Annotated in this window: 10 protein-coding genes, 1 tRNA gene and 1 other RNA gene; 8 read left to right on the top strand and 4 right to left on the bottom strand. The window is 63.5% G+C overall.

What is annotated here, in order from left to right:
• Nucleotides 1–38: 38 nt before the first annotated feature.
• A complete protein-coding gene (locus IWX88_RS00615) occupies nt 39–1,145 on the top strand; it encodes a sugar-binding protein (protein ID WP_196826474.1) in 1,107 nt (368 codons plus the stop codon).
• 124 nt (nt 1,146–1,269) lie between these two features.
• On the opposite strand, the gene xylB is transcribed toward IWX88_RS00615, so the two are convergent.
• From xylB to IWX88_RS00630, 3 genes are all read right to left on the bottom strand, one after another.
• Nucleotides 1,270–2,679 (bottom strand): xylulokinase, encoded by a 1,410-nt coding sequence (gene xylB / locus IWX88_RS00620; RefSeq protein WP_196826475.1) that lies wholly within the window; start codon nt 2,677–2,679, stop codon nt 1,270–1,272.
• Between the two features lie 7 nt (nt 2,680–2,686).
• Nucleotides 2,687–3,880: a xylose isomerase gene (gene xylA, locus IWX88_RS00625; protein WP_196826476.1), complete on the bottom strand. Its 1,194-nt coding sequence runs from the start codon at nt 3,878–3,880 to the stop codon at nt 2,687–2,689.
• Between the two features lie 141 nt (nt 3,881–4,021).
• On the bottom strand, nt 4,022–5,215 hold the full coding sequence (locus tag IWX88_RS00630; RefSeq protein WP_196826477.1) for an ROK family protein: 1,194 nt from the start codon (nt 5,213–5,215) through the stop codon (nt 4,022–4,024).
• A 190-nt stretch (nt 5,216–5,405) separates the two neighbouring features.
• On the opposite strand from IWX88_RS00630, the gene IWX88_RS00635 reads away from it, so the two are divergent.
• From IWX88_RS00635 to IWX88_RS00660, 6 genes are all read left to right on the top strand, one after another.
• Nucleotides 5,406–6,491, top strand: a complete 1,086-nt coding sequence (locus IWX88_RS00635; protein ID WP_196826478.1) for a sugar ABC transporter substrate-binding protein — start codon at nt 5,406–5,408, stop codon at nt 6,489–6,491.
• 145 nt (nt 6,492–6,636) lie between these two features.
• Nucleotides 6,637–7,389: an ATP-binding cassette domain-containing protein gene (locus IWX88_RS00640; RefSeq protein ID WP_196826479.1), complete on the top strand. Its 753-nt coding sequence runs from the start codon at nt 6,637–6,639 to the stop codon at nt 7,387–7,389.
• On the top strand, nt 7,386–8,663 hold the full coding sequence (locus tag IWX88_RS00645; protein ID WP_370568118.1) for a sugar ABC transporter permease: 1,278 nt from the start codon (nt 7,386–7,388) through the stop codon (nt 8,661–8,663). The genes IWX88_RS00640 and IWX88_RS00645 overlap by 4 nt, the downstream gene beginning before the upstream one ends.
• A gap of 138 nt (nt 8,664–8,801) precedes the next feature.
• Nucleotides 8,802–10,031 (top strand): multidrug effflux MFS transporter, encoded by a 1,230-nt coding sequence (locus IWX88_RS00650; RefSeq protein WP_196826480.1) that lies wholly within the window; start codon nt 8,802–8,804, stop codon nt 10,029–10,031.
• A 2-nt stretch (nt 10,032–10,033) separates the two neighbouring features.
• Entirely contained in the window at nt 10,034–10,726 is a 693-nt protein-coding gene (locus IWX88_RS00655) for a phosphatase PAP2 family protein (protein ID WP_231368711.1), read from the top strand.
• 9 nt (nt 10,727–10,735) lie between these two features.
• The gene (locus IWX88_RS00660) at nt 10,736–12,013 is read left to right on the top strand and encodes a saccharopine dehydrogenase family protein (RefSeq protein ID WP_196826481.1); all 1,278 of its coding nucleotides are present in this window, start codon (nt 10,736–10,738) and stop codon (nt 12,011–12,013) included.
• A gap of 61 nt (nt 12,014–12,074) precedes the next feature.
• Here IWX88_RS00660 and IWX88_RS00665 read toward each other — a convergent pair.
• Nucleotides 12,075–12,159 (bottom strand) — tRNA-Ser (locus tag IWX88_RS00665).
• Between the two features lie 88 nt (nt 12,160–12,247).
• Between IWX88_RS00665 and ffs the strand changes: the two genes are divergently transcribed.
• An RNA gene (ffs, locus tag IWX88_RS00670) (signal recognition particle sRNA small type) lies at nt 12,248–12,344 on the top strand.
• The last annotated feature ends 14 nt before the right edge of the window (nt 12,345–12,358 follow it).

The raw sequence follows: 12,358 nt of genomic DNA on the forward strand, positions 1-12,358 counted from the left end.
TCACCATGGCACCACAAAAAAAGAAAGTGAATCAACCCATGCGCAAATCTGTCCTCACGACCGTGGCAATCGCCGGCGCCGCACTGTTGGCCCTCTCGGGCTGTTCGACCCGCACCGCCGCTGGAGGTGATTCGGGATCCAACAGTGGACTCAAGGCTGGTTCGATCATCGGAGTCTCTCTTCCGGACAAGACCTCAGAGAACTGGGTTCTCGCCGGGCAGCTCTTCACCGATGCGATCACCAAGGCCGGCTATAAAGCCGATGTGCAGTACGCACCAGCGACCGGCACCGCTGCTGGCCAGGCCGACCAGGTCTCGTCAATGAACACGAAGGGCGCCAAGGTGCTCATCATCGGCGCATACGACGGCAAGCAGCTCGGATCGCAGGTGGCGACCGCCCATGCCAACGGAGCGAAGGTCATCGCGTATGACCGAATCATCCAGAACACCAAGAATGTCGACTACTACGTCGCCTACAACAACGAGAAGGTCGGCGAGCTCCAGGGCCAGGCCCTTCTCGATGGAATGAAGGCGCGCTACCCCGACAAGATGAAATACAACATCGAGCTGTTCTCTGGCTCAGCGACCGATCCGAACGCCGCCGTGTTTTTCGATGGTGCGATGAAGATCCTCCAGCCGAAGATCGCCGACGGAACTGTCACCGTCGTCTCAGGCCAGACGAAGATCACTCAGACGGCGACGCCTGACTGGAAGCCGGAGAACGCCCAGACCCGTATGGATGCCCTCCTCGCGGCAAACTACTCCAGCACGGAGCTGGACGGTGTGCTCTCGCCGAACGACACTCTCGGTCGCGCAATCATCACGTCGATCAAGGCCGCAGGCAAGGCGACACCAGTCATGCCGGTCGTGACCGGACAGGACTCGGAAGCCGCATCCATCCCTCTCATCATGAGCGGGGAACAGTACTCGACCATCAATAAGGACACGGCAAAGCTCGTTGCTCAGGCAATCTCGATGATCAATGACATCGCGAAGGGCAATAAAGCCTCGACGAACTCCCCAGCCACCAATAACGGTGCTGTAGACGTTCCGACCTTCTATCTCGCGCCGGTACTGGTCACGAAGGACAACGCTGCGCAGTCCTACGCGAACAACCCGACCCTTCTGGCGCTCGTCAAGAAGTAGCTCGCTATATCGGTCCGGCCCCCGCGGTTGCGCGGGAGCCGGACTTTTTTGTGCATCGGCTCGGGTGTGGGCCGCGCACCGCGTGGTGCATCGCCAGTGCCGCGTCGGGTGCTCGCCCGTCTGATCAGGCGGTTGCCGCCGCGTACTGCCGCCGGATGATCGCCCGAAAGTCAGGCGCTGGCTCAACCGCCACCGCCACCGGCCACTGCGGCGGTTCGCCAGCGAGAGCCCAGGCGGCCTGACGGGCCGCACCGGCCGCCACATACTCGGCAGCTTCCGGAATCATCACCGGCAGATCGAAGACCTGCGCGGCGATCGCGGCAACAGCCGGGTTGTGCGCCGCACCGCCGATCACGAGAAGGCGTGTCGCCTCCACCCCGTGAGCGGCGACCGCATCGAGTCCTGCTGCGAGCCCGCAGAGCAGTCCTTCAATGGCAGCCCGCGCAAGATTCGGCCGGGTCGCGGAGGCGAGCGTGAGACCGAGCAGCGAGCCGGTCGCATTCGGCAGATTAGGGGTGCGTTCGCCCTCGAAGTAGGGCACGAGCACCAGGCCAGCGGATCCGGGCTCTGCGCTGAGGGCGAGCAGCCCGAGTTCGGTGTGGTCGACGCCGAGGAGTCGGGCGGTGGCATCGAGGATGCGGGCCGCGTTCAGGGTGGCGATCAGCGGCAGGAAACCGCCGGCAGCATCCGCGAATCCGGCGACAGTGCCGGTCACATCGTGGGCAGGGGCGTCGGTAACACCGAAAACAGTGCCGCTGGTACCTATAGAAACGACGACATCCCCCGTACTGGCTCCGAGCCCGAATGCGGCCGCCGCGTTGTCACCGGCGCCCGCCCCGACGAGCAGGTGTGCGGGGAACGCGGTGCTGCCGAGGGCAATTGTGCGGGATTCAGCGGGGGCGAGCACTGTCGGGAGGATGATGTCATCAGCGTTCCGGTGAAGGGCGCGGCTCAACAGATCGAGATCGTAGGCGTTCGTCGAGGCGTTGAAGTAGCCGGTGCCGCTGGCATCCGAACGGTCGGTGATCAGCTCGGTGAGCACCGGGTTGTCGGGGCCGAACCCGCGCAAGCGCCAGGTGAGCCAGTCGTGGGGGAGTGCGACCGCCGCAACTCTCGAGGCGTTCTGCGGCTCGGCATCCGCAAGCCACCTCAACTTGGTGATGGTGATGGATGCCACCGGTACCGTTCCGGTGCGCTCGGCAAACGCCGCTGCCCCGACCTCGTCGATGAGCGCGGCGGCAGCAGGGGCTGATCGTGTGTCGTTCCAGAGCAGGGCCGGGCGGATGATCCGACCTGCACTGTCGAGAACAACCATGCCGTGTTGCTGGCCGCCGATGGAGATCGCCGCAACGTCGGCGAGCCCGCCTGCATCGGCGATCGCGCTCTGAAGTGCCGTGTACCAGAGGTCCGGATCGACCTCAGTGCCGACCGGATGAGTCGCGCGACCGACCCGCACAACCGCCCCGGTTTCAAGGTCGCGAATCATCACTTTGCAACTCTGGGTCGACGAATCGACCCCTGCCACCAGCGTCATGGGGCGGCTATCGGGCACCGAGCAGGTGCTCGAGCGCCAGCTGGTTCAGGCGAACGAAGCCGAAGCCCTTGCCTCCGAAATACGCGTCGGTGTCGAAGTCCTCATATGAGGCACGGTCAGCCAGTAGATCGTCGTAGGTCTCTCCCGCTGAGAGGGTCGGCTCGGCGATTTGCGCGACACGGGAGGCGGTGAGTGCTTCCTGCACCTCTGGATCGGCGCGGAATGCTGCCGCCCGCTCCTTGAGCAGCAGATAGGTGCGCATGTTCGCCGCGGCAGAGTCCCAGACCCCGGTGATGTCCTCGGTGCGGCTCGGCTTGTAGTCGAAGTGGCGCGGACCGTCGTAGGACGCCCCGCCGTTGACTCCGCCATTCTCGAGCAGGTCGACGAGCGCAAACGCGTTGGCGAGATCACCATGCCCGAAGACGAGGTCCTGGTCGTACTTGATTCCCCGCTGGCCGTTGAGGTCGATGTGGAAGAGCTTGCCCTGATACATCGCCTGTGCGATTCCGGAGGCGAAGTTGAGCCCGGCCATCTGCTCGTGCCCGACCTCGGGGTTCACCCCGAAGAGCTCGGGTCGCTCCAGAGTTTCGATGAACGCCATGGCATGCCCGACCGTGGGCAGCAGGATGTCTCCGCGCGGCTCGTTCGGCTTGGGCTCAATAGCGAAGCGGATGTCGTAGCCCTTGTCGGTCACGTACTGGGCAAACATATTCACGGCCTCGCGGTAGCGCTCGAGCGCCCCACGGATGTCTTTGGCCGAATCGTATTCGGCACCCTCGCGTCCGCCCCACATGACGAAGGTCTTCGCACCCAACTCGACTCCGAGTTCGAGCTGCCGCATTGCCTTGCGCATCGCGAAGCGGCGCACCCCGCGATCGTTGGACGTGAATCCTCCGTCTTTGAAGACCGGAGCGCTGAACAGGTTCGTGGTGACCATCGGGATGATGAGGCCGGTGTCGGACAGCGCCTGCTTCAGTCGATCGATCTGCCTCTGGCGCTCGGCATCGTTTGATCCGAATGGGAACAGGTCGTCATCGTGGAAGGTGAGTCCGTAGGCGCCGAGCTCAGCGAGTCGGGTGACCGCTTCGACCACATCGAGCGGGGGCCGGGTCGGGCCGCCGAATGGATCTGCCCCGGTGTAACCGACCGTCCAGAGGCCGAAGGAGAACTTGTCATCACGGGTGGGTAGCGCAATCGTCATTGTCTGTCCTTCAGCATCATTGGTGGATAAAAAGAGTTTGTTGGTTCTGGGAACTTATTGCAAGTCCTGGGGGCCAGTTCCGGATTTCGGATTCTGATTCGGACAGCCCCGAGCATCGATTGTTACTCCCGGGGGAGTTGACTATTCGAAAAAACCGGTCGGATCCGCGAGGAGTGCCTCGAACGCGAGCTCGCTCGCACCGATCATCAGCAGATCTCCCGCCAGCTCGGAGGGCAGGATGTCGACGCCGCGGAATGAGGCATCGAGCGGTCTGTTCCGTCCGAAATCCTCCAGGCGGGTTGGATCGGCCGACTGCAGCGCGGCAAGAAAACCCCCCAGGACGATGAGCCTGGGGTTAAACAGGTTGATCGCATTGCGCAGCGCGATGATGAGCATGTCGAGTTGCCTGGTCACTTCTGCGCGCACGCGAGGGTCGGCACTTAGCGCGAGCGCCCCCGCCAGGCGATCGACCGATTCCGACGTGAGCCCGGTCACTTCGAGGAGCCGGTCCCGCCGCACTTCGGTCTCCAGACATCCGAAGGCGCCGCAGTGGCATTCGATTCCAGTGGGATTCACCATCGTGTGGCCGAGCTCGCCCGCGTATCCCCCGGTGCCTGAGACAGCCATCCCGTTTGCGATTATCCCCCCGCCGATACCGCTGGCCCCGCCGTTGACATAAATAAGATCTTTGACCGAGCGGCCACTACCGAACGAGCTCTCTGCACGGGCGCCCAAATGGGAATCGTTCGCCGCAGAGACGGGAAGATGGGTCGCCTCCTGGAGCATTTCGGCGAACGGCTCGCCGCGCCAGCCCAGGTGGGGCGCGAGTTGCACCAGTCCGTCGGTCTCGCGCACGAGTCCGGGAACGGCCACTCCGATCCCGGCAATTCGGTGTTCGGCGATGAGCTGTGGGCGCAGGGTATCGATGATCTGCGCGGTGATACTCGCGGCCTCGATTGCCGTCGGTGGCTGCGAAAGCTGCTGCCTCACCGTGGTGAGAACCCGGCCACCCAGGCCGACTACGGCCACCGTGATCGCATCGTTTTCGGGGTTCACGGCGAAGCCGACCGGGGTAGCGCTCGGACGCACCATGAGGCTCGGTCGACCCACCTGATTAGTTGACTCGGCACTCTCCTCGCGCACGAGGTCATGTTCGATCAACTCGGAAACGAGAGCTGCGATGGTGGAGCGGTTGAGTCCCATCGCATGGGTGAGCTGCGATCGGCTCAGCCCCCGTGCCTGGTGCACGAGGGTCAGGATTGTCGACAGGTTGTGACGGTGAACCTGGTCATTGCTGTTGCCGCGGGTCCCCGCTGAACCCACGGGCAAGCTCATGCGCATAATCTACTTGCTCCCCGGAGTCGTCGCTGACGACAGTGCATCACGGCCGGGTAAATCAGTTATCAAACCGTGACTCCCTAATATGTTGCCAAGCCCGTCATATTACGTATGCTACGTAAGCCGCGGCTCAATATCGAGTACGGACACCAAGGAGTTTTTTCCTTCCGATCAGAAAGGGAGTGAAATGAAGACCTCTTCATGGATCTCTGTCGCCGTCGTCGTCACCGCCTCAGCACTGTTGCTGAGCGGATGCGCGTCAGGCGGAAGCAGCACCACCAGCAGCGCGGCAGCGACGCCCAAGCGCGCCTGTGTCATCCTTCCGGACTCGGCGTCGTCGCCGCGTTGGGAAAACGGTGACCGCCCCGCACTCATGTCCGCGTTCACCGCGGCTGGCTTCACCGCCGACATCCAGAATGCTCAGGGCGACACCAACAAGTACGCCACCATTGCCGACCAGCTGCTCACCAAGGGCTGCGGCGTCATGATTCTGGTTGATTACAACGGTGCAGCCGTTGCCGTCACCCAGAAGGCGCAGAAGCAGGGCATCCCCGTCATCGCATATGACCGTCCCATCACGACCGGCTCGAAGGACGCGCCGTCGATGCTGGCCGACTACTACGTGTCGTTCGACAATGAGAAGGTCGGAGCCCTGGAGGGACAGTCGATCGTCGACGGCCTCAAGGCTGCCGGAAAAGATGCCGCCACCGCAAAGGTCGTCTACATGGGCGGTGACCCCACCGACGGAAACGCGAAGCTGTTCCACGATGGTGCGGTCAAGGTTATGAGCGCTGCCGGCATCAAGCCAGCCGCTGAGCCAGTCGGAGTCTGGGACGGCGATAAGTCCGCCACCAACTTCGAGCAGGCACTGACCTCTCTCGGTGGCAAGGTCGACGCAGTCTGGGTCGCTAACGACACCAACGCTGCCGGCGTCATCACGGTCCTCGACAAGAACATGTTGAAGGTTCCGGTCTCGGGTCAGGATGCCTCAACAGCAGGTCTGCAGAACGTGCTCCTCGGCAAGCAGACGGCCACCGTCTACAAGCCGTTCAAGCTCGAAGCGACCGCTGCGTCAGACCTCGCGATCGCACTTTTGAAGGGCGAGAAGCCGACTTCGGCGACCATGCTCTACGGCAAGCCGTTCATCGCGGTTGTTCCCGTGCTCGTCACGGCCGACAAGGTGCAGACGGTCATCGATGGAGGCGACGCGAAGGCGTCCGACATCTGCACCGCTGATGTTGCCGCAGCCTGCACGAAGTACGGCGTCAAGTAGCAGCTAAACGTCCCTGAACAGGGACACACCACTGGGGTCGCGCGTCGGTAACTCACGGCGCGCGATCCCGCCGATGCTGCGGCGATGCGACAACTCTCGCATCGCCGCAGCATCGTCTTTAGCGTGCATCAAGAAAGGAACCGTCATGGATGCGCCAATCATCGAATTGACCGACGTGAAGAAAAGCTTCGGACCAGTGAGCGTTCTCAAAGGCGTTTCGCTCAAGGTCTATCCGGGCAAAATCACCGCACTCGTTGGAGACAACGGCGCTGGCAAGTCGACCCTGATCAAAGGACTCGCCGGGGTGCAGCCCTACGACGAGGGTGAGGTGAAATTCCAGGGCGTACCGGTGGCCCTGCACAACCCTCGTGAAGCGGCTCACCTCGGTATCGAGGTTGTGTACCAGGACCTCGCACTCTGCGACAACCTCGACATCGTGCAAAACATGTTCCTGGGTCGTGAAGATATCGAGCTCGGCACCTTCGACGAAGGGAAGATGGAGCGCGCGGCATCCGAGACCCTCCAATCCCTCTCCGTGCGCACGGTCAAGTCGGTGCGTCAGAAAGTTTCGTCGCTCTCTGGTGGACAGAGGCAGACCGTGGCAATCGCGCGCTCTGTGCTCAAGTCGGCGAAGGTCGTCATCCTTGACGAGCCGACGGCGGCGCTCGGTGTCGCGCAGACCGAGCAGGTGCTCGCGCTGGTGAAGCGGCTGGCCGAGCGGGGCGTCGGCGTGCTCATGATCAGTCATAACCTGGTCGACGTCTTTCAGGTCGCCGACTATATCAACGTGCTCTATCTGGGCCAGATGGTCGCGTCGGTGGAGACATCGCGCACGACAAGCGACGACGTCGTCGGCTACATCACCGGGAGCAAGACCTACATCGAGGTGTCAGCGTGACCGCAATAATTTCTCAGGATCTCCCCACGGCGGGCCCACCCGGTGTCATCGGCAGCGGGCAGGACGGCGGGCTCCGTGAGCAGGTGACCGGCTACATCCAGCGTGTCCGAAGCGGTGAAATGGGAGCCCTTCCTGCGGTGGCCGGATTCGTCGTGCTGTGTGTGCTGTTCACCACTCTCAGCCCGTACTTCTTTACCGAGCGTAATTTTGCGAACCTGATGACCCAGGCCGCAACGCTCGTCATGCTCGCCATGGCTCTGGTCTTCGTCATCCTGCTCGGAGAAATCGACCTCTCGGCCGGGGTGACCTCCGGGGTTGCCATGTCACTGTTTGTGGTGCTCTCCAACCCGGGTGGCCTCGCGATGAACTGGGTTCTGGCGCTGCTCATCTCGCTGGCCACCGGTGTGGTGATCGGCCTGTTCATCGGGTTCTTTGTTGCTCGAGTCGGGATCCCCTCGTTCGTGGTGACCCTCGGTCTGTTCCTGGGGTTCCAGGGACTCCAGCTCATCATCATCGGCGATGGCGGTCTCTATCGAATCCAGCAGCCGGAGATCATCGCCATCCAGAACAGCAACCTCCCGGTGTGGGGCGGATGGGTCATGCTCGCCCTGATCCTCACCATCACGCTGGTGACAACGCTCCTCGACCGGCGTCGGAGATCACGGGCCGGTGTTGCCAGTCGCACGATCGCCCTGCTCTGGATCCGGCTCGCAATAATTGCCGTGCTCGGAGGCGTAGTCGTCGGTCTGCTCAGCCAGAACCGCGGCACCGGATTCCTTGCGGTGTCCGGAGTGCCGATCGTTGTTCCCATCACCCTCCTGGTGCTGTGGATCGGCACCTTCGTACTGGACCGCACCAAGTTCGGTCGGTATCTCTATGCCGTCGGCGGCAATCCCGAGGCCGCACGTCGTTCAGGGATCAAGGTCGTCGGCATCAAGTGGGCCGCCTTCGTGGTGTGCTCGACGCTCGCCGTCATCTCCGGCGTCTTCAGTGCAAGCAAAGTCGGATCAGTGGATGCCGCGTTCGGCCGCGATATCGTCCTGAGCGGTGTTGCTGCTGCTGTCGTCGGCGGAGTGAGCCTCTTCGGCGGTCGCGGGCGTCTGATCCATGCTGCCGTCGGGGCACTCGTGATCGCCGTCATCACCAACGGACTCGGCCTGCTCAATCTCCCGGGCGGCGTGAACTTCCTCGTCACCGGTGGCGTGCTCATCCTTGCTGCAACTGTCGATGCGGTGTCGCGGGTGCGAGCGGGCGGGTCGATTCTGCGCAGCTAGCATCTGGACCATCACGGCCGTGCGCGGACATGCTCCTACGCGCGGCCGTGGTGGTTTGCGCGGCGGCCGGGACTGCGCTGCTCGAAGAAGATGGGCAGTGCAGGGAATAGTCGGCAGCTGAGGCCGTTAGTCCTATAAGTGACGACTACCCTGCATCCCGGAGATTCCCTTTCGCGACGGCAGCGGCTCGTCTACGTCATAGTGCTCGGTGCGCTCACCGCTCTCGGTCCATTTACGATCGACCTCTACCTGCCCGCATTCCCCGCCCTGCAAAGAGATCTCTCGGTGTCACCGACGATCATCCAGCTCACACTCACCGCGACGACCCTCGGATTCGCGTTCGGCCAGCTGCTCGTTGGTCCGTGGAGCGACAAGGTGGGCCGGCGTACCCCTCTCATCGTGGCAAGTTCCGTGCACGTGCTCGCCAGCCTCGGGGCCGTGCTCTCTCCCGACATCGTCTGGCTCGGATTCTTCCGGGTGCTGCAGGGTATGGGTGCCGCCGCTGGAGGGGTTGTGGCGATGGCGCTGGTGCGCGACCTGTTCGGCGGTGTGCCGCTGGTGCGGATGCTGTCCAGGCTCGCGCTGGTGAGCGGGCTTGCCCCCATCTTTGCTCCGGTGATCGGTTCGCAGCTTTTGCGCTTCGTCGACTGGCGCGGAATTTTTGTCTTTCTCACTGTATACGGGGTGCTCGTGGTGTTCGCCGCGGTCTTCCTGATTGTCGAGACCCTGCCGCCCGCCCGCCGGGCCGACACCGGGCACAGCACCGCACGCGAGCGCTACGGAGCGATCTTCAGCGATCGCATCTTTGTGGGGGTGGCCATTATCGGCGCGATGACCTTCTCCGGATTGTTCGCCTATCTTTCCTCTTCCTCTTTCCTGTTCCAGGAGGTCTACGGACTCAACGCGCAAGAGTTCGGACTGCTGTTCGCCATCAATTCCCTCGGCGTCGTGGCCGGTGTGCAGGTGAGCTCGCGACTCGTTCGCCGGGTCGGACCGCAGTGGATCCTCGCCTTCTCGACGCTGGTGCTGCTCATCTCATCGCTCACCATCGTGCTCCTCGATACGCTCAACGTGGGGCTGCTCGGCATCCTGATCCCGCTCTGGTTCTACATCGCGGCCTGCGGTTTTGGTTTTCCGCTTGTTCAGGTGCTTGGACTGGTGAACCATGCCGGTGAGGCTGCCACCGCGGCATCCGTTCTGGGAGCGGTGAACTTCGGGTTCGCCGGGCTCGTCTCGCCACTCGTCGGCCTGTTCGGCATCCACAGCGCGGTACCGATGGCTACGGTGATGGCGTCGACTGCGGCGGTGTCGGTGATCGCCCTGTGGAGTGTGGTGCGTCCGCGCACAGTGCCAGCACTCGGGCGCTGACCATGTCAGCTCCAGAGCGCCAGGCGGCGCAGATTAGCCGGCGCTGGCCGCTCGTGAGCGGAGGCATGGCCGTGCTGCTCGTCGCTGGTCTCGGGGCGGTCATTGCCTACCGGGAGAACAACCTGCCGTTTTCCTTCGATCTCGCCTTCCTCGGGGAGCTGGTCGAGCACCGATCCGCATTCTGGACCGTACCGGCACTGGTGATGAACAACATCGGCGGTGGCATCATCGGCACCATCGTCGTGCCGCTCGCGGTCATCCTGCTCCTGCTGCTGTTCCGGATGCGATGGGCCGCCGGATATTTTGCGATCGCGACGATTGTGAGCGCGGGTCTCGTGCAGCTGCTCAAGAACCTCTACGGAAGGCCGCGCCCGGTGGACATGCTGGTGGCAGCGGATCCCGGGTCGTTCCCGTCCGGGCATGTGGCTAATGCCGCCACCATGACCGTGGTGCTTGCGCTGGTGTTGCGCCGGGTCTGGATCTGGGCCGCGGGCGTGGTCTACACGGTGATCATGCTTCTCAGCCGCACCTACCTCGGGGCGCACTGGCTGAGCGACACCGTCGGGGGACTCGTGCTCGGCAGCGCGGTCGCGGTGATCGTCTGGGCGCCGCTCGCCCACCGGCTGTTCACGGAGCGGGAGAACCGCGTCGGGCCGGTCCATCCGACCGAGGCCGAACCACCCGCCACCCGCTAACGTCAGGGTATGAGAATCCTCCTTATCGGCGCCGGTGGCGTGGGCAACGCGATCGCGAAGATCGCTGCCCGTCGTACATTCTTCGAGACCATGGTCGTCTGCGATTACGACCTCGCACGAGCAGAGGCGACTATCGCCTGGATCGAGGCGAAGCACGGTGCGCAGGGAACACGATTTGTGGCGGCCCGGATTGACGCCTCCGATCCGGACGACGTTGCCGCCGTCGCGATGGCCCACGCGGTGACCCATGTGATGAATGCCGTGGAGCCCAAGTTCGTGCCGACGATTTTCGCTGGCGCGCTCGCCGCAGGGGCGGACTACCTCGATATGGCGATGAGCCTGTCCGAGCCGCATCCGTCCGATCCGTATTCCGAGACCGGGGTGAAGCTCGGTGACGACCAGTTCGCCCAGGCTCCCGATTGGGAGCTGGCCGGGCGCCTCGCACTCGTCGGCATCGGGGTCGAGCCGGGCCTCAGCGACGTGTTCGCCCGCTACGCCGCCGACCACCTATTCAGCGAGATCGACGAACTCGGAGTGCGCGACGGCGCGAACCTCGTGGTGCGCGATGACCTGGGCAACGAGATCTTTGCGCCCTCATTCAGCATCTGGACCACCATCGAAGAGTGCCTCAATCCGCCGGTGATCTGGGAAAAGGATCGCGGCTGGTACACGACAGAACCATTCAGTGAACCGGAGATATTCGAATTTCCCGGGGGTATCGGCCCGGTCGAGTGCGTCAATGTTGAACACGAAGAAGTGCTCTTGATGCCGCGCTGGGTCGACGCCAAGCGCGCGACCTTCAAGTACGGTCTCGGTAACGAGTTCATCGGCATTCTCAAGACCCTGCATCAGCTCGGGTTGGATAAGACAGCGCCGGTGCGGGTGCGCTCCGCCGGCGGCCCGGTCGAGGTGGCTCCGCGCGATGTGGTGGCCGCCGGGCTGCCCGACCCGGCAAGCCTCGGGCCGCGGATGAGCGGCACGACCTGTGCCGGCCTCTGGGTCACCGGACTAGGGCTCGATGGCGCGCCGAAGGCCGTGTACCTCTTCCATCTCGCCGATAACGAGTGGACGATGGCCGAGTACGAGTCCCAGTGCGTGGTCTGGCAGACCGCGCTCAACCCGGTGATCGCACTCGAACTGCTCTCCACCGGGGCGTGGAGTGGTATCGGGGTACTCGGCCCGGAAGCCTTCGACGCTGAGCTTTTTCTCGACCTCATGGCACTTCCCGAGGCGCAGGGCGGCTACGGCCAGGCCTGGGGGCTCGAGGATCGCACCGTGCGGGTGTGATGGAAGGCTCGTCATACTGAGCCACACCCGGTTGTGGCCGGGCGGCCGTGCAGATCGTATGCGGAGAATGGGGGATTCGAACCCCCGAGGGCTTGCACCCAACACGCTTTCCAAGCGTGCGCCATAGGCCACTAGGCGAATTCTCCTGGCCAGCCTGAGCTGGAGACCAACATATAGCGTACCCGACCGTGGCACCGGTCGGAGACGATCGGGCGTTGATGCGGCTAAGCTGTCGGAGGCTCCTCGCGTGGCGCCACCCAGGCCAATTCCCCCAGGACGGAAACGTAGCAAGGGTAACCGGGCTCTGGCGGGTGCGCGAGGAGCCGCTACATTTTCGGGCACGCA

The organism is Frigoribacterium sp. CG_9.8 (assembly GCF_015751965.1).
Classification (GTDB): domain Bacteria; phylum Actinomycetota; class Actinomycetes; order Actinomycetales; family Microbacteriaceae; genus Lacisediminihabitans.